Here is a 25,791-nt window from a genome sequence, read left to right on the forward strand (position 1 = left end):
AGTTCCTCCATTTTCTTTGCAAACTTCTAATCTAGTTTAGCTTGGAAATATCAACTTCACATCAATTAATTGTAAAAGTTCGATATGCTTTGTAAATTTTGTGTAAAGATTATTGGGAAATAATATTCCCTTGCCAATCTCTAGCAACTTGCATTTGTGAGATGGCAATATACCCTAATTCTCCCACAATATTATTTTGAACATCATCAGAAAGGATATAATCCAAAAAGGTTTGCGTCAATTCAGTAGGTGTCCCTAACGTGTACATGTGCTCGTAAGACCAAATAATCCAGCTATTGGTTTTGACATTATCATCAGTGGGAGCTACGCCATCGATGCTCAAAGTCTGAATGTCATCAGTGACATAAGAAAAAGCCAGATAACTGATTGCTCCTGGAGTATCGGCGACGATTGAGCGCACCATCCCGCTGGAATCTTGTTCTTGTGCTTGGACGGCTGTTTGTCCATCTAAAACCCATTTTTCAAAAGTCGAGCGGGTACCAGAGCCGCTGGCACGATTTAATAAAACTATCTCTACATCATTGCCACCAACTTCTGACCAGTTGGTAATTTCCCCAAGAAAAATTTTGGCTAAATCTGCTAGGGAAATATCGGTGACTCCTACTTCAGGATTCACCACAGGCGTGATGCCGACGACTGCCACTTGATGGTCAACTAAGGCCGAGGCATCAATGCCGTCTTTTTCTTCGGCAAAAACATCGGAATTGCCGATTTGAACCGCTCCTGATTGCACCTGACTCAAACCAGTCCCGCTGCCGCCTCCTTGAACATTGATAAACTGACCGGCATTGGCGGTTTGATATTGTTCAGCAACCGTTTCAACTAACGGCTGCAAAGCTGAAGATCCAACTGCCGTGATTGATTCACCACGGTCTGCCCATGAGGCACAACCGCTCATCAAAAAAAGACCACCAGCGATTGTCGTTAGTAAGGCTACTCGTTTTAGGAAATTTTTCATAACATTGCTCCTACATATTAGTATCGATTTTCATCAAAGAAAAATTTTTTTAAGCTAGCTTATTTTAAAACATTTTGTTAAGAATGTAAAAAAATAAAAAAATAAAATCCGCAAATTCTTCACAGAAAATACGGATTTATTTACACAAAATTTACAATTGCAAACTAGCTGTTACAAAAGCGGTGAAATCAGCCGAGCGAGCCCTTCTTTAAACTTAATCAAAAGACTTCTTTGTTCGTAAATTTCCTTGGTTAATTCTTTTGAGAGCTGGCTATCGGCAAAGAAAGCCGCCCTTAATTCCTCTGCTAAATCTTCATCATAAATCACCGCATTGACTTCAAAATCCAATTGAAAGGACCGCACATCAATATTAGCAGAGCCGACAGAAGCAATCCCTCGATCGATAATCATCGTTTTCGCATGGATGAAACCATTCTCGTAGGTTTCAACAATCGCCCCGTAGTCTAATAATTCTGCAGAAAATGAATAGGTCGCCCAATAGACTAGCATATGGTCCGGCTTATTGGGAATCTGCAGACGAACACTGACCCCAGATAAAAGGGCTAATTTAAGTGCCTCATGAATTGATTCATCGGGAATATAGTAAGGCGTTTGAATTAAGATTTCTTCTTTAGCTAAAGAAATCATTTTTAAGTAGGTCATTTTTATTTGCTCATGTTCAGAATCAGGTCCGCTGGTAACAATCTGAGCTGCTTTTGTGCCAGCTGCCTCAATCTCAGGAAAGAGATGCTGTTCATATTGAATTTCCTTTGTGTTCTGAGAATTCCAATCCATAATAAAACGATTTTGCAAACTATAAACAGCATCCCCGTAAATTCGCAGATGATTGTCCCGCCAATAGCCAAATTTTTTAACTAAACCTAAATATTCATTACCGACATTGAAGCCACCAGTGTAGCCGATTTTCCCGTCAATGACAACAATCTTCCGGTGATTGCGGTAATTGATGCGGGGATTGATATAAGGCACAAACAGTGGAAAGAAAAAAGCTAGCTCACCACCGGCTGCCTTTAAGCCGGCAAAAAATTTCTCATTTACTGCGGTTGAGCCCCAAGCATCTAATAACACCCGTACTTGAACGCCTCTTTTGGCTGCGGTAATTAAAGCCTCCCGCACCTCTTGACCCAACTCGTCCGAACGATAAATATAATATTGCAAATGAATATGATTCCTCGCTTGATTGATATCAGCGATTAAGGCATCGAATTTTTTGCGGCCGTCAGTAAACAAATGAATTTGATTGCCCATCGTGTAAAGGGAATTTTCATGAAACGTCAGCATATAAATCAGCTGGCGGGGATCGGCCTGTCCCGTTTTCGGATGAGGAAATAGACCACGACTGATAGCCGCTTTTTCTGCTTCAATCTCAACATTTTTGCCGACTTTTTCTTGCATTTTCAAATCAAACACTTTATCTTTGGAGATTCCCCGCCCCAAAAAGATATATAGCACAAAGCCCAATACAGGGATGAACAGCAGCACTAATAACCACGCCCATGTCTGCGCCGTCTGCTTACGCTCCCTAAAAATAATAATTAATGACAGTAAAATATTCGCAACAATAATCACTGTCATAAAATTTTCGGTAATATATTGAATAACCTGCATAACCCGCTCCCCATTTTTCCCTCTTTCATTAGAATAGCTAATGGGCCAGTAATTGTAAAGAAGAACAAAAAAATGACTGTAACATTAGTCTTGTGAACAGATGAAATCCCGAAATGTTTTGTATTTGTCTCTGTGGTCCAGTGGGGGTACAAGACAGAAATACATGTGCGATTGCGGTCCAGTAGGTCCTCGTCGCAAATTCTCACTATCTGGTGATGCTCACCAGATAGTCCTGGGAAAAATCAATTCTGTTTTAACTAATGTCACAGCCATAAAATTTTTAAGCTTTTAAGAAACGCCGCATAGATAATACGGAACCTAAGGAACCAATAATCACGCCAATTCCCATTAACAATAAATTAATTTGTAATAGGAATGTCCCCGGCAGAACTAATGAATAGTTTGAGCGCAGGAGTGTCGGGTTCACAGCTTGATACACAAAGTGATAACCAAAGAACATGATTACGACTGGTACAATTGCTCCTAAAATACCAATCCAAGCGCCTTCTAAAAAGAAAGGCCAGCGAATGTAACCATTTTTCGCCCCAACAAGACGCATAATTTGAATCTCTCTTTGGCGGGACAAAATTGTAATACGAATGGTATTAGAGATTAAGAAAATCGCCACAAAAATTAATAGAGCAGCGGCGCCTAAACCCCAAGTTTGGACAGCTTGCGAAATCGTGAAAATCCGATCTGAATCGGTACCGCCGTAATCAGAACGATAGACGTTCGCTAAATTGCCAGCCTCTTCTGAAATGGCAACAGTGTTCGATGGATCATCAGCGCTGACGACAAAGACATCGTACAAGGGATTCGAATCACCTTCAAACAAACTCCACGCCTCACCCATTGCATCCTGTAATCTTGCTAACTCATCATCACGACTAGAAAATGACACTGTTTCAACATGATCCAATCCTTCTAATTCTGTTTGCAGAGCATCGATGTCTTCCTGCGTTGTCCCGATATCAATAAAAACTGACACGTTAACGTTGTCTTCAATATCTTGGGCCAGTTTTGTCGCATTGATAATAACAGCCAGGAAAATACCGACCAAAGTTAAAGTAATTGTTACGGCACTGACAGAGGCAACTGTCATCCAACCGTTTCGTTTTAAACTTTTTAAACTTTCAAAAACATGACGGAAAAAAGTTCTAATCATCGTAGCCATACTCTCCTTCCGCTTGGTCCCGAATAATGCGGCCATTTTCAATGGCAATTACACGATGACGAATTGTATTTACAATAGTGCTGTTGTGGGTTGCCATTACAACAGTTGTTCCTTGAGCATTAATCCGATCCAAAAGTTTCATAATTTCCCATGAATTTTCTGGGTCGAGATTTCCGGTAGGTTCATCGGCAATCAACACTTTTGGTGTGTTGACAATCGCCCGGGCAATCGAAACCCGTTGCTGTTCCCCACCGGATAGTTCACTTGGAAAGACCCGAACCTTATGTTTCAGTCCGACTAAGTCCAACACTTCCATAACTCTTTTTTTAATGTCCCGCGGCTTGCGGCCAATAACCTGCATCGCATAGGCAACATTTTCATAGACTGTCTTGCGGGGTAACAATTTGTAGTCTTGGAAGACAATCCCGATTTCCCGCCGTAAAAGCGGCACGTCACGATTTTTAATTCTTAATAAATCATGGCCAGCTACAATTAGCTTACCTTTTGTGGCTCTTTCTTCACGATACATTAATTTAATAAACGTTGACTTACCAGCCCCAGAAGGCCCTACAACATAAACAAATTCTCCTTGATTAATCTTGACGGAGATATTGCGGATGGCAGTCGTACCGTTTGAATATTTCTTCATTACTTCCTGCATTTCAATCATAAGATACTCTCCAATTAATTTAATTCAATCAGTTGCATTATAGCATGATTTTATTTCACTGTGCTTTCAGAAGGTTACATTTTCATTTCATTTAATCTAGCAGAAAAATTACTCCTCCGTCAAACTCATTTTCAGATAAGCATCAATGAAACCATCGAGATCGCCATCCATTACTGCTTGGACATTACCGGTTTCATAATTTGTTCGATGATCTTTAACCATCGAATACGGATGAAAAACGTAAGAGCGGATTTGCGAGCCCCAACCGATTTCCATTTGCTCGCCCCGCAATGCAGCGGCTTCTTGTTCTTGCTTTTCAATTTCCAATTGATAGAGTTTAGCTTTTAACATGCCCATCGCCTGCTCACGGTTTTTTAATTGCGAGCGTTGCGCTTGGCTGGCAACGACGGTCCCTGTAGGAATATGGGTAATCCGCACGGCTGATTCCGTTTTATTAATATGCTGACCACCAGCACCACTAGCCCGATAAGTATCAATTTTCAAATCATCGGGATTCACCTGAATATCAATCGAATCATCCAGCTCTGGCATGATATCCACTGAACAAAAAGAAGTATGGCGGCGACTTGCAGAATCAAATGGTGAGATTCGGACTAGACGATGGACGCCTTTTTCAGAGCGCAGGTAGCCATAAGCATTGTGGCCTTTAATTAACAGAGTAACACTTTTAATCCCGGCTTCATCGCCATCTTGATAATCTAAAGTTTCCACTTGAAAACCGTGCTGCTCTGCCCAGCGAGTATACATGCGTAAAAGCATACTGCCCCAGTCCTGTGACTCAGTACCGCCAGCACCGGGATGCAATTCTAAAATTGCATTGCTGCTGTCATAAGGCTGATCCAATAACAGAGATAACTCGTAGGCTGCCAGTCGTTCTTGCAAAAGTTTTAGACGTTCTTCTAATTCTGTTTGTAACTCGGAATCAAAATCCTCCAGCTGCATTTCCGCCATAACAGTTAGCTCTTCCACCTCGTCAGCCACTTGATGAAATTGATCATAGGTGTTTTTATTGGCATTGTTTTCATTAATTACTTTTTGCGCCGCTTCTGCATGATCCCAAAAACTCGGGTCTGCCATGCGGCCTTCCGCTTCTGCGATTGCCTCTTCTAGACCGTCTAAGTCAAAGAGACCTCCTAAAGCTTGCGACTTGTTCTTCCATTTTTTTTAATAAATTTCTAATCTCTGCTGTTTCCATAATTCTCCTCACATTTCATAAATAAAGATTGGAACAATTCATGATATCTGATTGTCCCAATCTTTCTCAACTATTTAGCTGCTGACGGCTATGCTTTGTACAAATTCCGACCGTGGCAATTTTTAAATTTCTTGCCGCTGCCGCATGGACAAGGATCATTGCGGCCGACATTTTTGAATTCTTCTGGTAACACTTTGCGAGCCAAACCATTTTGGGTTGTTTGGCTTTCTGCTGCACCAGCATCATTAACTGGCGTACCTTGAGCTACCTGTTCCCGTTGAACATTTTGACGAATTTCTGCCTTCATGTAAAGACGAGTAACTTCAAATTCAATCGCACCCACCATGTCTTCAAACATTTGGTAGCCTTCTGTTTGGTATTCCACCAACGGATTATTTTGACCGTAAGAACGTAGGCCGATTGACTGACGCAATTGATCCATTGCATCGATATGGTCCGTCCATTTAGAATCGACTACCCGCAGAACGACCACTTTTTGGAATTCCAATAATTGTTCTGGACCGTTTAAAAGATTTGATTTTTCATCAAAAACAGTCCGTGACAAATCTTCGAGATAAGTTTTAATCTCAGCAGCGGTTTTGCCTTTTAAGTCCTCTTCTTTAACGGTATCTTCTTTTAAGAGCGTGTTGCTGGTGAAATCAACAATCCCTTGCAGATTCCAGTTTTCAGGCTTGTCCAATTGGGTATGGGCATCGACAACTCGAGCAATTGTCCGTTTAATCATACTGAAGATAGTTTCAGTTAGAGTCGTGTCCTCCATGATAACGGCTTGTCGTTGACCATAAATAACTTCCCGCTGTTCCCGCATAACATCATCGTATTGCAAAACGTTTTTCCGAGTATCATAGTTATTACCTTCCACTCGTTTTTGAGCAGATTCGATTTGTTTGGTAAACATCCGACTTTGGATAACTGCGTCAGACTCTTCAATCTTCATGCGATCCAGTAAAGTTTTAATCCGTTCAGAACCAAAACGTTTCATCAAATCATCTTCTAAAGATAGATAAAATTGAGAAACCCCTGGGTCACCCTGACGACCTGAACGGCCCCGCAACTGGTTATCAATCCGGCGAGACTCGTGACGTTCTGTCCCGATAACAGCCAAGCCGCCTAATTCAACAACACCTAAACCAAGTTTAATATCGGTACCACGACCGGCCATGTTGGTGGCGATGGTTACTGCACCTTTTTCACCGGCATTTTTGATAATTTCGGCTTCTTTAAAGTGGTTTTTGGCATTTAAGACTTCATGAGGAATTTTTTCTTTGTTTAATTTTTCAGACAATAATTCTGACGTTTCTACGGCAACGGTTCCGACTAAGACCGGCTGACCATTGCGATAACGTTCTTTAATATCTTGAACGACGGCATTAAATTTAGAATTTAACGTTGGGTACAATAAATCCTGACGGTCATCCCGTTGGATTGGTTTATTAGTTGGAATTTGGAAGACTTCCATGTTGTAAATTTCCCGGAATTCTTCTTCCTCTGTTTTGGCAGTCCCAGTCATCCCAGCCAATTTTTTGTACATTCTGAAATAGTTTTGGAAGGTAATCGTCGCCATCGTTTTTGATTCGTCTTCAATTTCAACGCCTTCTTTAGCTTCAATAGCTTGGTGTAAGCCGTCGGAATAACGACGACCGTCCATGATCCGACCAGTAAATTGGTCAACGATTAAGACTTTACCCTCTTGCACCACATAATCAATGTCTAAAAGCATGATGTAGTTTGCTCGTAAAGATTGGTCTAAGTGGTGGGTTAAAGCGGTATTTTCAAGGTCATATAAATTGTCTAAGCCGAAGTTTTCTTCCGCTTTTTCAATTCCTTGTTCAGTTAAGCTGATTGTTTTTGACTGTAAGTCAATTTTATAATCTTCTTCTTCCTTCAAGCGTTTGATAAAATTGTCTGCCCGTGTATACAAAGCAGTTGATTTTTCAGCTTGGCCAGAGATGATTAAAGGCGTCCGCGCTTCATCGACTAAAATCGAATCCACTTCATCGACAATCGCATAGTTCAACGGACGTTGCACCATTTGATGGCGATAAACGACCATGTTGTCCCGCAGGTAATCAAAACCTAATTCATTATTGGTGCTGTAAGTAATGTCACAGGCATAAGCGGCCCGTTTTTCTTCAGCGGATTTTGAATTAATATTTAAACCAACTGTCATGCCTAAGAAATTATACAACTCGCCCATTTCTTCTGAGTCACGGGTTGCTAGATATTCATTAACTGTAACGACGTGAACACCAAGGCCCGCAATGGCATTCAAATAAACCGGCATCGTAGCGGTCAAGGTTTTCCCTTCACCAGTACGCATTTCCGGAATATTGCCATCATGTAAAACCACACCACCCATTAATTGCACATGATACGGATACAGACCTAAGACACGTTTGGCAGCTTCCCTTACGACAGCAAAGGCTTCAGGTAGCATTTGGTCTAAGGTTTCGCCTTTTTGGAATCTTTCTTTAAATTCATCAGTTTTTGCTTTTAGTTGTTCATCACTTAAAGCTGCCATTTGATCTGCAAATGTTTCCACTTTAAGGGCAATTTTGTCTAATCGTTTTAATTCTTTTTTATCATTTTCTACAATTTTTCGAATAAAATTCGCCATTTAGCTTCTCTTCCCCTTTAATCTATCTACGCTATTCAGCACAATCTGAACAGAATCTCCAACCTATTTTATCACTACTTGCCGTCAATGTGAATATCTTTTCACTTTGCAGCTGGGGAATCGCTGTTAAAATTAGATTTTATTAACTTTTTTTGGAGCCCTCATAAAAAATAAAGAAATTTAACTTAGTAGATGCGGTACTGAAAACATGAAGAGACGCTTTTCTACTATTAAAACAGAATATATTTTATGATTCTACGGCCTAGAAAAAGTTTCACTCTAAGCTGTGATTAGATAGTTACTAGAAAACTAAATATTCGTGCTGTCCTTATCAAAACTTTTTTCAAGAAAGCCTACTCCTTTAAAGCATCGTTAAAGAATTATACAAAAAAATTTACACAAGAAAAAGCATCTCTGCTTCAAGTAGAAACAGAAATGCTTTTTTATCAATCTGAGTTGCTGATAGATTTTTTAGACAACTTGTCGGCTGGGGCGAATTAAAACTTCGCTGACAGCCACATGTTCAGGCTGTTCGATGACATAGGCAACAGCATTTGCCACATCTTCTGCAAAAAGACTGGCGCCTTCTTTTTTACCCATCTCCGTTAAGTTGGCGGCAATTTTTTCATTGCCGACGGTACTGATTAGCTCAGTTGAAACCATCCCGGGTGAGACAATCGTTGAGCGAATGCCATTATTTTTTTCCTCCTGCCGCAGTCCTTCCATAATGGCTCTAACGGCATATTTCGTGCCGTTATAAACAGCAGAACCTGGGTATACGACATGGCCGGCCACTGAATCTGTTGTAATGATTAGGCCGCTGCCTTGTTTTCTCATGATTGGCAGAACTGAACCAATTCCGTGCAATACCCCCATAATATTAATATCTAGCATACTTTGCCATGATGCATAATCCGCCTCCGATAAAAATCCTTGGGGCATGATTCCCGCATTATTATAGAGGACATCAATTTTGCCAAATTTTTCAACCGCAAACTTCATTACATTTTCGACATCCACTTGTTTAGTGACATCTGCAACTTGATAGAAGGCTTCACCGGGTAAAGACGCTACCAATTCTTTTAAACGATCTTCTCGGCGAGCAGCTAAAATTAATTTTGCACCTTCTTTTGCTAAGCGTCTGGCAGTGGCCTCACCAATTCCTGAAGAAGCTCCCATAATAACCACAACTTTACTTTCAATCGTTGACATTGCTTTCTCTCCTTTTACTTTAAGCTACTCTTACAGTACCACGGAGCTGCTGCTTTCAGTCAAAGTTTATGCCTCATAACTCAGCTGGATTTTCCGTATCGCAAATGGTCGCACCATCACTACTATAAAAATTATTTAATTTATAATCCAGTCGAGCCAAAGTCGTTTGAAACTCCGCAATCTTATCAACTAAATTTTGTCGTTCCTTCATTAAAATAGTTTTTCTTTCATCATAGGTCTGGGCCCCTTCTAAATAAAGAGCGTTGTATTGAATCAAAGAATCAATTGAGAGACCAGCGTCCCGCATGCATTTGATAGTATAAATCCAATCCACATTTTCTTCACTGTAATTTCTTACACCGCTAGCTGTGCGTTCAATTGGCGGAATTAAGCCAATTGTTTCGTAATAACGCAGAGTCGTCGAGGTTAAATCTAATTGCTTTGCTGCTTGAGAGATATTCATAGTGTTTGCTCCTTTTAATAAATCTAGGCCATCGGTTTTTCCCAATCCCGAATTGTTTTCACGCCAGCTGTCTGGGCTAAATTTTCTAAAGCGGCCATTTCTTCGGCTGTCAGCTGAATGTTAGCAGCTTGTGCTGCATCCATCACCTGCTCAACTTTGGTCACGCCGATAATCGGCACCGTTCCTTTAGCAATCGCCCAAGCTGTCGCAATTTGGGCAACTGTTGCATTATATTTTTTGCCGATGTCTGCCATCAACTGAAGTAGAGTTTCTAATTGCGGAAGACTCTCGTTATAGGCGGCAGCACGGTCACTGCCTTCAGGAAATGGATGAGCTGTATCATATTTTCCAGATAAAGCGCCCTGTTCCAGCACCATGTAACTGAAAAAAGTCATCCCCTGCTCTTTAGCATAAGCTAAAATTCCCGCCTCTTCAGAGGAACGATGTAATAAACTAAAATGATTTTGCAACGCCGAAACCTTTAACCCTTCTTTGGCTAAAATTTCATTGGCCAATTTGATTTCTGCTAAATTATGATTAGAGACACCAATATATTTGATTTTTCCGGATTTTGCTAACGGAATTAATGCCGGTGTCCATTTGGCAACATCAGCTGGATTATGAATCCAATAAATATCAATCACATCTGTGTGAAGGCGTTCAAAACTACCTGCCAACATTTTTTCTCCCGGATTGGCGATAGCTTCGGCAATCTGCGGTGTAAATTTAGTTGAGAGTAAGACAGCTTCTCGAGGAATATCCTGCACAAATTCCCCCAGCATCGCTCCAGAGGAACCCATGCCGTAAACCGCTGCTGTATCCCATAAATTTAAACCAACCGCCAAAGATTTTTCAAAAACCGGTCTTAGCTCAGCTGTTGTTAGATGATGACCAAAGACTTGGTCGCCGCCAGCAGCACCACTGCCCCACGCCCAAGCACCTAAAGCAATTTTAGGCATATTTAAAGTTTTTTGCATCTCGTTCATAAGTAAGTCCTCCTTTTTAGAATCCTTCATAAATTAATGGCGGTCGCTTTGCAATACTCCGCCGACGCCGACATTGTCGCCGCTATTTTCTTTGATAAAAACATAAAAGGCTTCAGCCGGAATTCCAGTGACCTTCACTGCTGTTTCGGTAAATTCTTTTACAACCTGTTCTTTTTGTTCTTTTGTTAAGTGACCAATTTCAAATTGGATAACTGGCATATTTTGCACTCTCCTTATTCGTAATCGCCTAAAAGTTCTAATTGTTCCTTGCTTAAATATTCAGCATAAGCAGCAGCCTGTTGTTCTAAAGTATCAGCTTGGATACTTGAAGCACCAGTGACCACAAATGGTTTGACAAAGCGAGTGCCAATTAAATTGCTAGTCGCTTGAAACGGCCGCAATAAATCATGAACGGTATATTTAAATGGCCCATTGTGAACATAATTTTCAGCCGGTGCCCCTGGTGTCACAGCAATCAATAACTCTTTATTTTTTAGTTGATTGCCATTGGTGCCATACGCCCAGCCGTATTCTAAGACTGCATCTTCCCATTGCTTAACTAAAGCTGGTGAGCTGTACCAGTACATTGGAAATTGTAAAACAATTCGCTCAGCCGTTAATAATTGACGTTTCTCTTCCTCTACGTCAATTTTAAAATCCGAATAAAGCTCATAAAGATTTCTGACGGTGACATTTTCTTTTACATTCGCCGCTTCAGCTAAGCGACGATTAACAGTTGATTCTTGAAGATTTGGGTGAAATAATTCGACTAATGTTTTCATATAGGTATCCTCTTTGCTTTTTATATTTGGTTTTTCTTAATTACGTGGCGCAGATAATCGATTCGTTCGAGTTTTTTTTCCTGTAGATGAATCTCCGCCAATTTTTTTTGCCGTTTGCTATTTAACAGGCCCATTCGTTTTTCTGCACCGTGGGGGTCCTCAAGTAATAAGCGCATATATGTTTCAATTTCATCGTGGCTGAAATCTAAATCATGCAACGCCATAATTGTACTCAAGCGCTCCACATCCTGATCGTCATATTGCCATTCGCCCATTACGAATTTGACCACATCACACAGGCCCCATGATTCATATTCTCTGAGAATTTCAACAGGAATTTGATAACGTTGACTAACTTCTGTCTGATTCATTTTTCTAACCTCCTTTAACACAAAAAAACTGAGACAAACAAATTGAGTAGCACAGTTGAAACGCTCGACTGCTATCTCATTTGTTAATCTCAGTATGAAACCAAAAGACTGCAATGTCTAATGCTTATCTTATTTAAGATGAAATGCCTTTTATGTATTTCTGTGCAAAGGCAATAAATTTGCTGACGGTAGGTGAATTAACTTGATTAGCTTTCCAGACCAAAACAGAAGATAAATTTAGCTCTGGCTCTAAGGGAACAAAGGTCAGGCCCTCGTAACTGGAATGCAGTTCTAGCGACAAACCCAGACCGATTTTTTTTCGCATCAACATGGCACTGTTATAAAGCAGGTTATAGGTGCTGACAATATCCAACTCTTGACCATATTCACCAAACCAACTTTTGAGTTCGCTGTGGATTGATGCGCTCTTAGATACAATTAGCGCTTGATTGGCCAAATCGCTTGCTAGGATTGTCTCTTTTTGTGCCAAGGGGTGGCTCGTGGGAACTAAAACACCCCATCTTTCTAAGGCAGACATCCGCACAAAATCATATTTTTCAATTTCCACCGGCTCAATCAATAAACCCAAACCCAAAAGCCCCTGATCCATCCGAAATTTTATACCCTCTGAATTCCCACTAAACATTTCAAATTCCACCAGCGGATAATCTTCATGAAAGGCGGCAATAATTTCCGCCAGCTGATCCATGCTTTTTAACTCACCAGCACCAATCGCCACTTTACCAGAAAGCTCTTCACCAATCCCAGAAAGTTCATCTTTGATGATTTCTGACAGCTGCATCATCTCTTGAGCTCGTCTTCGTAATAAAATGCCTTCTTCCGTTAATTCGATATGATGACTTTTGCGATGGAATAATTTTACTTCCAATTCTTCTTCTAGCTGAGCCAATTGGCGGGAGAGGGTTGGCTGGGTAACATGCAACGCCTGAGCAGCCTTAGTAATATTTTCTTCTCGCGCGACCATTAAAAAATAGCGCAGGACTCTTAATTCCATTGATAACTTCACCTTCAGTTCAAGAGTTTTAATTTATTTTAGCAGTTTTTCGATAGCATTCACAAATTTATTCCCGAATGCTAAAAAAAATTGCTGCGGAAACTCGGTAAACAAGTGATCAAAGATGCTGCAAAGAATTGAAATTATCAGCAATTTAAAAAAGCGCATATGTAAAAAGATATGCGCAATATTTCAAATTTGATTATGCTTGGCGAATCGACAAGATGAAATCGCCGGTTTGATTGGTTAAAAAATCAATCTCGCCATCCAAACTGCCGAGTAAAATTAAACCATTAGAGTAGCCAATACTGCGATAAAAAATCGCCAAATTACCCCAAGGCTCAAACATAGTTAAATCGCCAACTTCCGCTGCCGTCCCGGCTGGTGAATCGCTTGTGTCAAGTGTTTGCGGCAAATCAGCAATCTTTTCTGACTGGGCATAATCCTCCATCGTTAAATCCAAAGGCAGCAACGCATAAAAATCCCGAGCCGCTGCAGAATTATTTAAAGTGGCAGTCTGGCTTTCTCCAGCCACTGTCAAAACTATTTTCATTTCTTCCACCTCCTGAGAGTTTACTAGCGAGCTGCTTGTTTCCGGTAGCAACGTTTCTTCTGTAACATCACCTGAAGAGCTACTTTCAATAGAAGATTCTGTTAAAGATGTTGCAGAATTGCTAACACTGGAAAAATCTGCTGAAGATATTGCAGAATTATTACTGCTAGTTGATTGCACAATAAAGATTAAGCCAATCGCAAGGATTACTAAAACGGCTGCAAATAAAAATTTTTTCATTGCCTCTACCTCCCTTTAGTTAATCTTTCAATCAATTTTCGGCTAACCATGAGGCAACCAATTGTGGTGTTTCATCGATTGTCTCATCGTTTATGCCAAGTCCGGGCACCAAGGTTTGTGGGCTGATGAGATTTTCGATTTCTGTCATAGCACTCGCAATTCCACTGCTGCCGCTAGTAAAAAATGGATAGACTGTTTTTCCACTTAAATCGTTTTGCATAAGCCATTGCTGAAGCGGTAAGGAACTTGAACCAAACCAGATTGGTGAGCCGATAAAAATTGTCTCATATGCCGATAAATCCACCTCTAATGGTTGCAGTTCCGGAAATTCTCCGTCGTCCTGTTGTTGCTGTACCAAATCAGCAACCGCAGAATAATTTTCCGGATAGGCCTCAACTGTTTGCAAGGCAAATAAATCACCGTTTGTTTGAGCTTGAATTTCTTGGGCTACCGCTTCTGTGGTTCCCGTTAAAGAATAATAAATGATGGCGATGTGACTCGTTTCCGTTTCATTTTCCCCATGAGAACTATCAGGAACCTCCTGCGTGCTTTCAACAGAATTACTAGTTTGCGAACTAGAGCTTGTACCGGTTGAATTGTTTTGCCTATCATTGCTACAGCCTGTCACCAAAAACAATAAACTCAAACTAAAAATACTGACAATCTTTTTCATATGCGTTTTGTGCCTCCTTTTTTTACAAACCTTATCAGTTAAAGTCGACTGGAAGTCAAGGAGAAATAGGAAAATAGTTTTTGTTTTGTCATTGATTAACTCATGTTAATCCCTGCAATTTATTATTTTTATCCTTTCGATAATAAAAATTTTTCTGTGTTCAAAATAATGTAGCCCCAACAGCTCGTTCAAGTTCTCTTTATTTTAAAAAAAGCTCTCGTACAAAAAAGCAACTTGAACTTCCTCATCAGGATTTCAAGTTGCTTACTTATCTTCAGATAAAATAGGCTATAGTATTTTTTATGCTGTTGCCGTTTATAATATGACTATCTATTAAATTGCCCCGACAACTGCATGGGGCACATAAGGCGCTTCTAAATAAGCGACATCTCCGCCGCTTAATTTTAAGTCTAAGGCAGGCAGTGCATCTAATAGATGACTTTCCTTAGTGGCACCGATAATTGGCGCTACGACTTGGTCTTTTTGCAGCAACCAAGCCAACGCAATTTCTGCTCGTTTCACTTGGTATTTATCAGCCAATTCTGCCACTCTTTGTACAATGATTTGATCTTGTTCTTTGGTCTTGTCATATTTACCCTGAGCTGTTTTATCAGTTAAAAAGCGTTTCGTTTCTGCATTCCAGTCGCGGGTTAAACGACCTGATGCCAACGGACTATACGGAGTCACCGCAATTTTTTGGTCTGCACATAACGGCATCATTTCCCGTTCTTCCTCACGGTACAAAAGATTCAGATGATTTTGCATGGAAACAAAAGGAGTCCAATGATTTTCTTTAGCCACCTGTTGCGCTTTGGCAAATTGCCAAGCATACATTGCCGAAGCTCCCAAATAGCGCACCTTACCGGCTTTCACCAAATCATGCAAAGCCTCCATCGTTTCTTCAATTGGTGTCTTATAGTCCCAGCGGTGAATAATATATAAATCGAGATAGTCCATATTCAAACGTTCTAAGCTTTTATCAATTTGGTGCATGATTTCTTTACGGGACAGTCCGCCGTTGTTGGGAACTTTTTCTTTTTTCATGCCCATATAAAGTTTAGATGCAACGACAATTTCATCCCGATTGGCAAAATCGTTTAGAGCTTTTCCTAAAATTTGTTCACTAGCACCATAGGAATAAATATTCGCAGTGTCAAAAAAATTGATCCCTAATTCTAACGCTTTTTTTACGACCTCACGACTATCCGCTTCCTCTAAAACCCACTCGTGAAAGCCGCTGTTGGGATCGCCAAAGCCCATCGCACCTAAACATAACCGTGAGACATCCAAACCTGTATTGCCAAATTTCATGTAGTCCATCTTATTGCCCTCCAATTTTAAAAGTTATCCTTATCATATCCTTTGGAGTGCACTCCAAGTCAAATAAATTATGAAACTTTTTTGAATTGAGCTGATAGTCAGACGAAGATTAGGATAATTTAAAACCTTTCAGCAATTTAACTGTAGCCTTGCTTCAAACAGTTCTTTTTAAAAATAGAAAAAAAGTAGCCATCTTCTCAAATAATTGAAAAAAAACAGTTACTCTAAATAAAATTCTAAAGGTCGAATAATGAATAAAGCCAGTTGATACACATCGGCACCCAGAAGGACACGTTTTTGGTTTTCTCCTGCTCTTTATCTTTGTATGATGAGAGGGAATTATTTACGGATAAACCATGCCGGCCCCCTTGAAAAATATGAAGTTCATAGGGAATTTGATAGTCAAACAGCTTCTGAGCATATTGTAAGGCCTGCTCAGCAGGAACATTTTGATCATATCTGGTTTGCCAAAGAAAGGTTGGCGCAGTTTTTTCATTGACATAATTTATTAATTCTAATTCAGGTGTGCGATCACGGGCAATTTTGCCTAAATCCTCTGGAATCACTTCGGCAGTTGCTAACAAACGCTGGTTTGAGGTGGCACCATAAGCCATCACCACAGCATTAGGCTTATTTCCTTCTGGTGGAATACCTAAGCGTCTTAGCAAATTTTCATCCTCCCACTGGGAAGATAGCATCCCGGCAATACAGGCACCCGCTGAAAAACCGACTGCAACAATTGCATCTGGATTTATCTGCCACTCAGCAGCCCTTTGCCGCACCGTCCAAACCGCTAGAGAAATTTCTTCTAATGGATTAGGAAAAACAGACGCCTCTTTTACAGAATAACGTAAAACAAAAGTGTTAAACCCAGCCTCCATAAAAGTGAGTGCAACCGGTTCGGCCTCAGTATCAGATAAAAAACTATACGCTCCTCCCGGTAAAATAATTAATGCTGGCCGCAAAGGAATTTGCCCTTTGCCATTAGCAGATTGGTCGTGAATATAAGTTGTCAACGTGGCTTGCCGAATTAAATTAATGGTTTGATTTAGCATATGCAGTCCTCTTTTCTGATTTTTTGTAGAAAACTTTTAGCCCATAGCTATGTTATTTCTCTTAACGGATGCTTCTTTAAATGAACTACTTCTAAAATTTTACCAGTTAAAGCTGACTGGAAGTCAAGATTAATTATCGAGTGTTTGACATTGTTATGGGGATTACTTTCTCCGAGGTTCTAAGATAATTCTAAAAAAATTGTTCTGTGCTTTGATGTTAGGTTCGACTGTTTCAAAATGAATGTACATCAAAAAAGAATTTAAAAAGGCTCAATCTAAAAAAGCTGACCGCAGAAGATTTACATCCTGCAGCCAGCTCTTATATATTTCTTCTAGTCCATAACTAATAATGACTTAATAGCATTCCGTTCATCCATCGCTGCATAAGCGGCTTGTACGTCATCTAAAGCAAACTGTTTATCAAAGACTTTTCCAGGATTGATTTCACCAGACAAGACGGCCTCTAATAAAATTGCTCGGTCATGGGTTGTGACTGCCGCAATTCCGCCTCTTAAACCAATATTGCGCCAGAACAACGCATTGGTATCTAATTCATCAATATGAGGAACGCCAACCCGTCCAACCACTGCTCCAGGACGACCAACTTTCACAGCTGTTTCAATGGATTCCTTCGTACCGACGCATTCTAAAACAGCATCTGCGCCTGCTCCAGTTAGTTCCATGATTTTGTTGACTGCCTCTTCACCACGTTCAGCGACAATATCTGTTGCACCAAACTCAAGAGCAATTTTTTGGCGATCTTCGTGACGGCTCATCGCAATGATTCGTTTGGCGCCTAATATTTTTGCACCGATTACACCGCATAAACCAACAGCACCATCACCCATTACAACAACCGTGTCGCCTTCTTTAACTTCCGCAGTTTTTGCGGCATGGAAACCTGTCGCCATGACATCGGCTAAAGTCATAAATGATTTTAACATATCATCTGAATAATCTTCAGGCTGACCAGGAATTTTTACTAATGCCCAATTTGCACTGACATAGCGTAAATATTCGGCTTGGAAACTACTAGAACCAGCAGAGTGAGTCAGACAATCTCCATCAAAGCCAGCTAGACAAGCTGCACAATGACCACAGCCATGAGTAAAAGGCACAATCACGAAATCGCCGACTTTAACATTGGTAACATCCTTACTAACAGCTTCAACAACCCCAATGGCTTCATGCCCTGCAGTGCTTCCTTTTTCTTTATCAGAAATGCCACGATACCACCATAAATCAGAACCGCACACGCTCGCTCTAACGACGCGAATAATTGCTTGATCTTCACCATTGATTTCTGGTTTTTCAAAATTTTTAATTTCCATTTTTCCTGGTTCCATAAAGACTGTTGCTCTCATATTAACTCTCCGTTTCAATTTTTAATTTTTTTCCTGATAGGATTAATAAAAACTTGGTTTTGACCATTCCGTATTAGGTTCGCCAACGCCTAAACTTTCTCGATTGTAAGCTAATTTTCCTGTTAATAAATCAGTTATTACTTGGGAAACTGCTTGGCGGGTAACTTGAGCTTCTTTGAAAGGCTCGCCCTTTCTTGTCAAATGAACTTTAGTATTGCCCTCTTCATTATATAACCAAGTGATGCGTAAAATAATATAGTTTAAACTGCTATTTTCAATAATATCAGCGGCTTTACGATAAGACGATTGCCACATAATGCCTGTATTTTTCCGATACCATTCTGTAAAGGGTCCTTCAACTTCTTGATACAAATCTGGTACATTGGCAAAGATAACTTTTTTCAAGTCGGCTGGTTCTAAAACTTTTACTAATGGCGCGATAATTTGATCACCAGTTGCATAATTCAAATACATAGCATCAACATCGGAAAGTAAACTTGCAATCTTATCAACCTCTTCAAAGGTACCGTCTACTAATTGGCAACGATTAGTCGCTTCTTGTGCCAACCGTTGTGTGACATTTCTACCATATAAAACAAGTTCAGCATTTGTTTGTTCTAATAAATCCTTTGTAACCATTCTGCCAATTTGTCCAGCAGCACCTAGAATTAATACTTTCATTTCCATTTCCTCCTAGTGTTCAGCTATAGTTTTGCTAAATATATTTTTTAGGTTGACTCCCTACCATATCTTACAGGTATCTTTCTTGTTTCAGTAGAGTAGCCAATACCTAATAATTTTCCTAAATTATCTTCAGATGAATCATTTCGAGATTAAATTTTGTTAAACCTGCGTACTTTACAGCTATATTTCAGATTGGATTTAAAAACTGTTTTTTTCCAAAGTAAATTTGATTTTACAGACTCAAATTGGCTAACCAGTTTGTCACCTCTACATGGGAATCACTCACCGTATTTCTAGAGATAGTTAAGCCCTCCACAACGGTTGCATCTGGTTCTAGTTCTTCAACCTGTGAAATAGTCCGGCCAAAACTGCTACCGCCATGGGTTGAAAATGGTACAATTGTTTTCCCTGAAAAATCGTAATCATCAAAAAAGCTCATCATCGGCATCGGTAAGCGGGCATTCCAGATTGGAAATCCGACAAAGACAACATCGTATTGGTCAAAATTTTCAATTTCTGTACTTAAGGCTGGTCTTGCATCTTCGTCGCCTTCTTCTGTCGCTTGGTCAATTAACTCATCATGATCGCCAGAATATTCCCTTTCAGTTTCAATTCTGAAAGTATCTACACCAGTATCTTGAGAAATCCAATTGGCAATCTGCTGCGTGTTTCCGATAACCTCTCCATCAACGACTACTCTACTAGAGCCGGCTACTGCATCCACACCACCAGATTCTGGCATTGAGAAATACGCAATCAGAGTTGTTGCTGGATTAAATTCGCTCGCTACCGCTTGCGTAGTTGTCTCACTGGCATTATTTTCTGATGAGTTACCTTCTGTCTGTGTGCCCTCGTCTGCCTGACAGGCCGCTAACAGGAAAGCTGCCAGCATAACCGTTGCTATCTTAGCTTTTTTCATAATATGATAATCCTCCAAAAATTTTTTTTCTTCCTACTAACACCTTAAACTATCGAGTTCACTACAGGGCAAGGGCTTTTTTGAAAAAAATTTATAAAAACGATTGAAGTTTTTCTTCATTGCTAACCTTTCAAGAGTTTACTAGACAATCCAACTTAAGATTAAATAAAAATTGTAATAATGCTGCCGACAACAATTAAAGCTAAACCAATCAAGGTCGAGCGGAGTTCTCTTGGGCTTTTCTTTTCCTTTAAAAAGAACATACCGCCTAATGTTGCGACGACGACATTTAATTGGGTGATGATGAAAGCTGTGGCTACACCATTTTCTTGTGCTGAAAAAATGTACGCTAACGCTGAAATTGAAAATGTCAGCCCAACTAGACTCGTTTGCCAGCTAGTTTTTTCAACTATCGCTTTTCGGTCAGTAACAAGAACATAGATGAGTGCTCCTAAAAAGACGCCGAGCATTTGTGGAAAGAAAATTGCCAGACCTGAAGCGTCCACCATTTTAGGTAGGGCACTGTAAATCCAATACCCAATACTTGTGAATAAAAGAATGATAAAGCCGTGTTTGAAACGATCTTTGGTTGAAGCCGAATCACTGACTGAGGTAAAAATGGCTCCGACAATTAATAAAATAATCGCCCCAAGCCCAATTAATTTATTGGTCAAAGTCGGCCATTCACCAAAAGCAATGACACTGATTAAAGATGTTCCGATTAATTGTAGGCCAGTTGTGACTGGCATCGTACTGGATACCCCCATTAGTTCAAGAGATTTATATTGTCCAGTTTGTCCGATGACCCAAAATGCTCCGGACAAAAGACTGATCAAAAAGACAACCAAAGAAATATTACCGGGTGAGAAGGCAAATTCAACAATCAAACCAATAACTAAAGCCCCAATTCCGGTACCTAAAATTTGATTTGCTGGTTTTCCACCAATTTTTCCGATAATTAATGGTTGAATCCCCCAGCCTAATGCTGGGATTAAAGCGATTAAAATATTCATGATAAAGCTTCCTTTTTAATTTTCTAGTAATTATTCCTTTTGAAAAGCCCTTAAAGGGGCTTTTCTAATCAACCATTGCCACCTTGGAAAGATGGGTAAAGGGTCATTCCGCCATCGACAAACATGGTAATACCTGTCACATAGCTAGATTCATCTGAAGCTAACCAAGCTGCCGCCGCTGCAACTTCTTCAGGTTTGCCAATCCGTTCCATTGGCACCATTTTAGTTGTGGTTGCCAATTGTTCTGGGTCAGCAAATTTCTTTGCATTGATTGGTGTATTAATTGCCCCTGGTCCAATATTATTAATACGAATATTATTTGGTGCATATTCCATTGCCACTGTTTCAGTAAATAATTTTACGCCGCCTTTTGATGCTGCATAATGAGCAAATGTTGGCCATGGAATTTGTTCATGGACGGAAGACATGTTAATAATATTTCCAGGTTTATTTTTTGATAGAAAATAATTGAGGGCAGCCTTCGTACCTAAGAACACACCAGTTAAGTTAACATTGATTACTTTTTCCCAGTCAGCTAAAGGTAATTCATGAGTGCTGTAACGATTTTCCATACCTGCATTATTGATCCAAATATCTAAATCGCCAAAGTTTTCAACTGCGGCATCAACTAAGGTTTGAACGCCTTCTTCAGAACCAATGTTGGCTTGAACGGCTACTGCATCGCCGCCAGCTTTTTTAACAATTGCGACAGCAGCTTCAGCACCTTTAGCATCTGAATTGTAATTGATGACAACTTTCATGCCTTCTTGGCCAAAACGTTCTGAGATGGCTGTGCCAATTCCTTTTGATCCGCCTGTAATAACGGCTACTTTTCCTTTTAATTCTTGATACATAATACATTCTCCTCTTCTTGTTAACTGTTGTTTGGATAACCTAATGCGCCAAGCTTTTTGATAAAGCTAGGTCGCAACTTACAACTAATCAATTTTCTTTATCTCTACGTGTATTTGTTTTGCTTAATGTATGAGAAATAAATATTCAGCCTGTTTAGTCTGCCTCAGAATATACTTCTTTAGCAATCGTAAAGGCACTCCATGCCTTAGGCCAGCCACAATAAAATGCCAGTTGAGTAATGATTTCTGAGATTTCTGCTTGGCTAATCCCATTGGCTTTGCCTTTTAATAAATGAGCTTTTAATTGCTCAAAATTTCCACCAGATAGTAATGCTGAAATAGTAATCATACTTCGAAGTTTTGGTGACAATTCTGTTTCCCTTGACCAAACCTCCCCGAATAAAACATCATCGTTTAATTCTGCAAATTTTGGTGCAAACTCGCCTAAGCGATCTCTGCCTGCTGTTTGTTTTTCCATTTGAAAAAGCCCCTTCCTTAATTAATAAAATTACTTTAAACCTTGGAGTGGGCTTTAGAGCAAGAGAAACGCCTCGCAAAAAAATTTTCAGGTACAACAATTGTTTAATGGAAGATCATTGCACCAGACACTTTACCAATCAGTAAAATTTAGATATGCTAAAGTTATTCTGATGGGGTGGTGTTTTTTTGAGTAAAGAACGTTTAGCTACATTTACTGATGCTGTTTTAGCAATTATTATGACAATTCTAGTGTTGGACTTGGAGAAGCCCACAACTTTAACATTAGCAGGCTTTTGGGATCTACGAGCCAATTTTTTTGCTTATTCTCTATCCTTTTTTTGGCTAGGATCAATGTGGGTAAATCTCCATAATGAGTGATATATTGTAAAAAAAGTTTCCAGAAGAACTGTCTGGGCAACATTGATTATGCTCTTCTTTTCATCCCTGTTTCCTTATGCCACAAATATTATGGCGACTAATTTTTCTAATGGAATTGCTCAATCCTTCTATGGATTCATTGTCTTATGCGTAACCTTCTCAAATACTTTGTCTTACGCAACGCTGATTTCAGCCAATCAAGAAAACCATAAATTTCAAGAAAGGATGAGCCATAGAAATAAATGGGCAGCCTATGATATTGGCTTAAAAATTCTAGGCTTACTGCTTTCCCTGACCATTTGGCCAGCTGCGATGAGTTTTGCTGTTCTCCTTACCTTAGTCATTTTTGTTATTCCACATCAGCTAGAAAAAACCCAGTAAAGAAAAATTTACTGGCACAATCTTTGTAAAAAATTAGCCTTCAATCAGGTAAATTTTTTTGTAAGAATAGAGATATATTACCTGCTTTGTACTTTAAGAAACTAAAGAACCCGCCATTGAAAAAATGGCGGGTTTTGTGATTGATGCATAGCCTACACTTAAAATGGTTTCATCTTATAACCCTGGTAATGTAACCCTGGTAATGGACTTCCTTTTTGATAGTGATCTGGGAAAGAATAATTTTTTAAAAGCTGAGCTGGCCAACCAAGTTGAGATAATTGATCCTAAGAAATTTCAGTGACAATAAGTGCGCTTCCTTTGGCTAACTCCCAGTTCGATAAATAATCTAAGCTGGCCACAAAAAATTTATTTCTGTTTGCTAAATCATTGCTAGATTTCAGTTGAAATTATCAATCTAATCATTTAGCTATTGCAGCCATGACTGCAATATGAAAAATATTCGCAAAAAAAAGCACCATCAAAGAGATGATGCATTTATCTGGAAAAAATTATTTTAAACGTCCATTCTTCTTCCAGCCATCCATTTAATCATCGCTGGATCAGCATGGGAGAAGAATTGGCTTGCCCCAGCATTCAATGTCGCAATTTGTGCTTTGTCTTCATCTGTTAATGAAAAATCAAAAATATCCAAGTTTTGTGCCATGCGGTCTGGATTGACAGATTTTGTTAACACGATAATATCTTGTTCCACTAACCAACGAACGATGACTTGGGCCACTGATTTGCCATATTTATTGCCAATTGTTGTTAAGATTTCGTTTTGGAAGATGCCATTTTTACCTTCTGCAAATGGTGCCCAAGCTTCTACCATAATGCCTTCTTCTTTTAAAGCGGCAATATTTTCGGCTTGTTGTTGGAAAGGATTAATTTCAATTTGATCCACTTGTGGGGTTACTTTGTTAAATTCTGCTAAGTCAACAGCACGATCGACAGCAAAGTTCGAAATACCAATTGCCTTGATTTTACCATCCGCTTGTAATTCTTCCATTGCCCGCCAAGCACCATACACATCGTTATAAGGTTGGTGTAATAATAATAAATCCACATAGTCCACACCTAAACGATCTAATGAACGTTGGAATGAAGCCATCACGCCATCATAAGAAACATTTTCCACCCAAATTTTTGTCGTTAGGAAAATTTCTTCTCTAGCAACACCTGAATTGGCAATTCCTTTACCAACGGCTTCTTCATTCATATATGATTGTGCTGTATCAATATGGCGGTAGCCAGCTTTGATGGCATCAATCACGGCTTGTTCTGCTTCTTTAGAATCGGTGATTTGGAAAGTCCCAAAACCTAAAATTGGAACTTCTACTCCGTTGTTTAATTTGACTGTTTGCATGTTCAATTCCTGCTTTCTTAATTTTTTATACTTTGTTTTTTAAAATGCTTCATAGTCCATAATTCTTCGATCTGATCTTCGGTCATTAAGCCTGCTTCAAACTTAGCTAAATGATCATCATAGGTATCAATTTTATATTCCAATAAATCTCTGGTCTTTTGCATTTCAAGTAATTTTTCATCTAATTCGTTTAGTTGCGCCCGCAGCACGTCTTTTTGTGTCCGTCGTTTATCTCCTGTTTCTTGAGATAATCTAGCAAATTCAATAACTGACTCAATCGAGACACCGGCGTTTCGCAAACTTTTTGCCAGAAAAATCCAGTTCAAATCTCGTTTGCTAAACACACGGTAACCTTTGTCATCTCGTGTCACTGGCGGGATAACACCAGCTTTCTCATAATAGCGGATGGTATCAGAGGTTAAGTCAAACATTTTAGCGACTTCTTTGATATTCATAGCTTCACCTGATTTCTATTTAATAAATTTAGTATAAACTATGAAGTGAACTCCAAGGCAAGAAAAATGTTTTACGCCAGACTTGCAAAACGTTCTACTTGAGTAGGATCACGATGATCAAAGAAACTAGATGTATTTTGATCCAACTTTTGAATGGCAGCCATATCTTCTTTGGTTAATTCAAAATCGAAGACATCAAAGTTTTGTTGCATCCGTTCAACATTTGCGGATTTCGGAATAGCCACAACACCTCTTTGTAGATTCCAACGCAAAACGACTTGAGCAATTGATTTGCCATATTTATCCCCAATCGCTTTTAACGTTTCGTTGTGGAACAAATCATTTTTTCCTTCTGCAAATGGTGCCCAGCCTTCGACGATCACGCCTTTATTTTGCATGTAGTCAATATCTGATTCCCGTTGGTAAAATGGATTGACTTCAATTTGGTCTAAGGCTGGCACAATTTCATTGAAGGAAAGTAAATCAATCAATCGATCTGGATGGAAGTTGGCGACACCGATTGCTTTCAATTTGCCAGCTTTATAATATTCTTCCATCGCCCGCCAAGCGCCATATACATCGCCGAAAGGTTGATGAATTAGATATAAATCAAGATAATCCAAGCCTAATTTTTCCATTGAAAGATCCATCGCTTTTTTAGCTTTTTCATAGCTGGCATCACTGACCCACAATTTAGTCGTAATAAATAATTCTTCCCGCTTGACACCACTGCGCTTGATAGCTTTACCAACAGCTTCTTCATTGCCGTAAGCTGCCGCTGTATCGATTAAGCGATAACCATGTGTTAAGGCTTCATACACGATTTCTTCACATTCCTTTGGATCTGGGATTTGAAAGACACCAAAGCCTAATTGAGGCATTTTTACACCATTGTTTAATGTTACGTAGTTCATCATTTTT

General features: G+C 39.6%; 25 protein-coding genes and 3 pseudogenes. 1 reads left to right on the top strand and 27 read right to left on the bottom strand.

Features of this window, described 5'->3' with window-relative positions:
- Nucleotides 1-109: 109 nt before the first annotated feature.
- The 24 genes and pseudogenes from ORH16_RS00385 to ORH16_RS00495 all read right to left on the bottom strand — a co-directional run bounded on the left by ORH16_RS00385 (nt 110) and on the right by ORH16_RS00495 (nt 22,288).
- Entirely contained in the window at nt 110-979 is an 870-nt protein-coding gene (locus ORH16_RS00385; RefSeq protein ID WP_265455221.1) for a phosphate ABC transporter substrate-binding protein PstS family protein, read from the bottom strand.
- Between the two features lie 171 nt (nt 980-1,150).
- Entirely contained in the window at nt 1,151-2,608 is a 1,458-nt protein-coding gene (gene cls / locus ORH16_RS00390; RefSeq protein WP_416207827.1) for a cardiolipin synthase, read from the bottom strand.
- A gap of 280 nt (nt 2,609-2,888) precedes the next feature.
- Nucleotides 2,889-3,773, bottom strand: a complete 885-nt coding sequence (gene ftsX, locus ORH16_RS00395; RefSeq protein ID WP_322597272.1) for a permease-like cell division protein FtsX — start codon at nt 3,771-3,773, stop codon at nt 2,889-2,891.
- Nucleotides 3,766-4,452, bottom strand: coding sequence for a cell division ATP-binding protein FtsE (gene ftsE, locus ORH16_RS00400; protein WP_265455225.1), 687 nt, complete (start codon nt 4,450-4,452; stop codon nt 3,766-3,768). The genes ftsX and ftsE overlap by 8 nt, the downstream gene beginning before the upstream one ends.
- A 108-nt stretch (nt 4,453-4,560) precedes the next feature.
- Nucleotides 4,561-5,668, bottom strand: a protein-coding gene (gene prfB / locus ORH16_RS00405; protein ID WP_265455227.1) for a peptide chain release factor 2 whose coding sequence is annotated in 2 segments (ribosomal slippage) — nt 4,561-5,595 and nt 5,597-5,668 — 1,107 coding nt in all. Because the reading frame shifts where the segments join, the coding sequence is not laid out codon by codon here.
- Between the two features lie 88 nt (nt 5,669-5,756).
- Nucleotides 5,757-5,840, bottom strand: a pseudogene (locus ORH16_RS18930) (SEC-C metal-binding domain-containing protein); the annotation flags it as partial.
- A gap of 77 nt (nt 5,841-5,917) precedes the next feature.
- A pseudogene (gene secA / locus ORH16_RS00410) lies at nt 5,918-8,306 on the bottom strand (preprotein translocase subunit SecA); the annotation flags it as partial.
- A 471-nt stretch (nt 8,307-8,777) separates the two neighbouring features.
- Nucleotides 8,778-9,518, bottom strand: coding sequence for an SDR family oxidoreductase (locus tag ORH16_RS00415; protein WP_265455231.1), 741 nt, complete (start codon nt 9,516-9,518; stop codon nt 8,778-8,780).
- Between the two features lie 73 nt (nt 9,519-9,591).
- Nucleotides 9,592-9,981: a MerR family transcriptional regulator gene (locus ORH16_RS00420; protein WP_265455233.1), complete on the bottom strand. Its 390-nt coding sequence runs from the start codon at nt 9,979-9,981 to the stop codon at nt 9,592-9,594.
- 23 nt (nt 9,982-10,004) lie between these two features.
- Nucleotides 10,005-10,967, bottom strand: coding sequence for an aldo/keto reductase (locus ORH16_RS00425; RefSeq protein ID WP_265455235.1), 963 nt, complete (start codon nt 10,965-10,967; stop codon nt 10,005-10,007).
- Between the two features lie 33 nt (nt 10,968-11,000).
- Nucleotides 11,001-11,186, bottom strand: a complete 186-nt coding sequence (gene dmpI / locus ORH16_RS00430; RefSeq protein ID WP_265455237.1) for a 4-oxalocrotonate tautomerase DmpI — start codon at nt 11,184-11,186, stop codon at nt 11,001-11,003.
- A gap of 14 nt (nt 11,187-11,200) precedes the next feature.
- Nucleotides 11,201-11,749: an NAD(P)H-dependent oxidoreductase gene (locus ORH16_RS00435; RefSeq protein ID WP_265455239.1), complete on the bottom strand. Its 549-nt coding sequence runs from the start codon at nt 11,747-11,749 to the stop codon at nt 11,201-11,203.
- Between the two features lie 20 nt (nt 11,750-11,769).
- Entirely contained in the window at nt 11,770-12,120 is a 351-nt protein-coding gene (locus tag ORH16_RS00440; RefSeq protein WP_265455241.1) for a MerR family transcriptional regulator, read from the bottom strand.
- Between the two features lie 133 nt (nt 12,121-12,253).
- Complete coding sequence (locus ORH16_RS00445) at nt 12,254-13,135, bottom strand: LysR family transcriptional regulator (protein ID WP_265455243.1); 882 nt, start codon at nt 13,133-13,135, stop codon at nt 12,254-12,256.
- A gap of 202 nt (nt 13,136-13,337) precedes the next feature.
- Nucleotides 13,338-13,928 (bottom strand): cyclophilin-like fold protein, encoded by a 591-nt coding sequence (locus ORH16_RS00450; RefSeq protein ID WP_265455245.1) that lies wholly within the window; start codon nt 13,926-13,928, stop codon nt 13,338-13,340.
- A 31-nt stretch (nt 13,929-13,959) separates the two neighbouring features.
- A complete protein-coding gene (locus ORH16_RS00455; protein ID WP_265455247.1) occupies nt 13,960-14,601 on the bottom strand; it encodes a flavodoxin in 642 nt (213 codons plus the stop codon).
- 333 nt (nt 14,602-14,934) lie between these two features.
- On the bottom strand, nt 14,935-15,921 hold the full coding sequence (locus ORH16_RS00460; protein WP_265455248.1) for an aldo/keto reductase: 987 nt from the start codon (nt 15,919-15,921) through the stop codon (nt 14,935-14,937).
- A 236-nt stretch (nt 15,922-16,157) separates the two neighbouring features.
- The gene (locus ORH16_RS00465; RefSeq protein WP_265455250.1) at nt 16,158-16,976 is read right to left on the bottom strand and encodes an alpha/beta hydrolase; all 819 of its coding nucleotides are present in this window, start codon (nt 16,974-16,976) and stop codon (nt 16,158-16,160) included.
- 332 nt (nt 16,977-17,308) lie between these two features.
- On the bottom strand, nt 17,309-18,340 hold the full coding sequence (locus ORH16_RS00470) for a zinc-dependent alcohol dehydrogenase family protein (RefSeq protein ID WP_265455251.1): 1,032 nt from the start codon (nt 18,338-18,340) through the stop codon (nt 17,309-17,311).
- Nucleotides 18,341-18,382: 42 nt separating this feature from the next.
- The gene (locus ORH16_RS00475) at nt 18,383-19,021 is read right to left on the bottom strand and encodes an NAD(P)H-binding protein (RefSeq protein WP_265455253.1); all 639 of its coding nucleotides are present in this window, start codon (nt 19,019-19,021) and stop codon (nt 18,383-18,385) included.
- Nucleotides 19,022-19,256: 235 nt separating this feature from the next.
- A complete protein-coding gene (locus ORH16_RS00480; protein WP_265455255.1) occupies nt 19,257-19,943 on the bottom strand; it encodes a flavodoxin in 687 nt (228 codons plus the stop codon).
- Nucleotides 19,944-20,104: 161 nt separating this feature from the next.
- Complete coding sequence (locus ORH16_RS00485) at nt 20,105-20,956, bottom strand: GRP family sugar transporter (RefSeq protein ID WP_265455257.1); 852 nt, start codon at nt 20,954-20,956, stop codon at nt 20,105-20,107.
- A gap of 68 nt (nt 20,957-21,024) precedes the next feature.
- Entirely contained in the window at nt 21,025-21,810 is a 786-nt protein-coding gene (locus ORH16_RS00490; protein ID WP_265455259.1) for a glucose-1-dehydrogenase, read from the bottom strand.
- 154 nt (nt 21,811-21,964) lie between these two features.
- Nucleotides 21,965-22,288, bottom strand: a complete 324-nt coding sequence (locus ORH16_RS00495) for a carboxymuconolactone decarboxylase family protein (RefSeq protein WP_265455260.1) — start codon at nt 22,286-22,288, stop codon at nt 21,965-21,967.
- Nucleotides 22,289-22,476: 188 nt separating this feature from the next.
- On the opposite strand from ORH16_RS00495, the pseudogene ORH16_RS00500 reads away from it, so the two are divergent.
- Nucleotides 22,477-23,049, top strand: a pseudogene (locus ORH16_RS00500) (TMEM175 family protein).
- 514 nt (nt 23,050-23,563) lie between these two features.
- Here ORH16_RS00500 and ORH16_RS00505 read toward each other — a convergent pair.
- The 3 genes from ORH16_RS00505 to ORH16_RS00515 form a co-directional block, all read right to left on the bottom strand.
- The gene (locus tag ORH16_RS00505) at nt 23,564-24,415 is read right to left on the bottom strand and encodes an aldo/keto reductase (protein ID WP_265455261.1); all 852 of its coding nucleotides are present in this window, start codon (nt 24,413-24,415) and stop codon (nt 23,564-23,566) included.
- A 17-nt stretch (nt 24,416-24,432) separates the two neighbouring features.
- Complete coding sequence (locus ORH16_RS00510; protein WP_265455262.1) at nt 24,433-24,870, bottom strand: MerR family transcriptional regulator; 438 nt, start codon at nt 24,868-24,870, stop codon at nt 24,433-24,435.
- Nucleotides 24,871-24,941: 71 nt separating this feature from the next.
- The gene (locus tag ORH16_RS00515; RefSeq protein WP_265455263.1) at nt 24,942-25,784 is read right to left on the bottom strand and encodes an aldo/keto reductase; all 843 of its coding nucleotides are present in this window, start codon (nt 25,782-25,784) and stop codon (nt 24,942-24,944) included.
- Between the last annotated feature and the right edge of the window lie 7 nt (nt 25,785-25,791).

The sequence above is a fragment of the Enterococcus sp. HY326 genome (assembly GCF_026157065.1).
Taxonomy (GTDB): Bacteria; Bacillota; Bacilli; order Lactobacillales; family Enterococcaceae; genus HY326.

Excerpts from the sequence above, each read along its gene's own strand:
- ORH16_RS00385 (WP_265455221.1), bottom strand. The coding sequence starts at position 979 with ATGAAAAATTTCCTAAAACGAGTAGCCTTACTAACGACAATCGCTGGT.
- cls (WP_416207827.1), bottom strand. The coding sequence starts at position 2,608 with ATGCAGGTTATTCAATATATTACCGAAAATTTTATGACAGTGATTATT.
- ftsX (WP_322597272.1), bottom strand. The coding sequence starts at position 3,773 with ATGATTAGAACTTTTTTCCGTCATGTTTTTGAAAGTTTAAAAAGTTTA.
- ftsE (WP_265455225.1), bottom strand. The coding sequence starts at position 4,452 with ATGATTGAAATGCAGGAAGTAATGAAGAAATATTCAAACGGTACGACT.
- ORH16_RS00415 (WP_265455231.1), bottom strand. The coding sequence starts at position 9,518 with ATGTCAACGATTGAAAGTAAAGTTGTGGTTATTATGGGAGCTTCTTCA.
- ORH16_RS00420 (WP_265455233.1), bottom strand. The coding sequence starts at position 9,981 with ATGAATATCTCTCAAGCAGCAAAGCAATTAGATTTAACCTCGACGACT.
- ORH16_RS00425 (WP_265455235.1), bottom strand. The coding sequence starts at position 10,967 with ATGAACGAGATGCAAAAAACTTTAAATATGCCTAAAATTGCTTTAGGT.
- dmpI (WP_265455237.1), bottom strand. The coding sequence starts at position 11,186 with ATGCCAGTTATCCAATTTGAAATTGGTCACTTAACAAAAGAACAAAAA.
- ORH16_RS00435 (WP_265455239.1), bottom strand. The coding sequence starts at position 11,749 with ATGAAAACATTAGTCGAATTATTTCACCCAAATCTTCAAGAATCAACT.
- ORH16_RS00440 (WP_265455241.1), bottom strand. The coding sequence starts at position 12,120 with ATGAATCAGACAGAAGTTAGTCAACGTTATCAAATTCCTGTTGAAATT.
- ORH16_RS00445 (WP_265455243.1), bottom strand. The coding sequence starts at position 13,135 with ATGGAATTAAGAGTCCTGCGCTATTTTTTAATGGTCGCGCGAGAAGAA.
- ORH16_RS00450 (WP_265455245.1), bottom strand. The coding sequence starts at position 13,928 with ATGAAAAAATTTTTATTTGCAGCCGTTTTAGTAATCCTTGCGATTGGC.
- ORH16_RS00455 (WP_265455247.1), bottom strand. The coding sequence starts at position 14,601 with ATGAAAAAGATTGTCAGTATTTTTAGTTTGAGTTTATTGTTTTTGGTG.
- ORH16_RS00460 (WP_265455248.1), bottom strand. The coding sequence starts at position 15,921 with ATGGACTACATGAAATTTGGCAATACAGGTTTGGATGTCTCACGGTTA.
- ORH16_RS00465 (WP_265455250.1), bottom strand. The coding sequence starts at position 16,976 with ATGCTAAATCAAACCATTAATTTAATTCGGCAAGCCACGTTGACAACT.
- ORH16_RS00470 (WP_265455251.1), bottom strand. The coding sequence starts at position 18,340 with ATGAGAGCAACAGTCTTTATGGAACCAGGAAAAATGGAAATTAAAAAT.
- ORH16_RS00475 (WP_265455253.1), bottom strand. The coding sequence starts at position 19,021 with ATGAAAGTATTAATTCTAGGTGCTGCTGGACAAATTGGCAGAATGGTT.
- ORH16_RS00480 (WP_265455255.1), bottom strand. The coding sequence starts at position 19,943 with ATGAAAAAAGCTAAGATAGCAACGGTTATGCTGGCAGCTTTCCTGTTA.
- ORH16_RS00485 (WP_265455257.1), bottom strand. The coding sequence starts at position 20,956 with ATGAATATTTTAATCGCTTTAATCCCAGCATTAGGCTGGGGGATTCAA.
- ORH16_RS00490 (WP_265455259.1), bottom strand. The coding sequence starts at position 21,810 with ATGTATCAAGAATTAAAAGGAAAAGTAGCCGTTATTACAGGCGGATCA.
- ORH16_RS00495 (WP_265455260.1), bottom strand. The coding sequence starts at position 22,288 with ATGGAAAAACAAACAGCAGGCAGAGATCGCTTAGGCGAGTTTGCACCA.
- ORH16_RS00505 (WP_265455261.1), bottom strand. The coding sequence starts at position 24,415 with ATGCAAACAGTCAAATTAAACAACGGAGTAGAAGTTCCAATTTTAGGT.
- ORH16_RS00510 (WP_265455262.1), bottom strand. The coding sequence starts at position 24,870 with ATGAATATCAAAGAAGTCGCTAAAATGTTTGACTTAACCTCTGATACC.
- ORH16_RS00515 (WP_265455263.1), bottom strand. The coding sequence starts at position 25,784 with ATGAACTACGTAACATTAAACAATGGTGTAAAAATGCCTCAATTAGGC.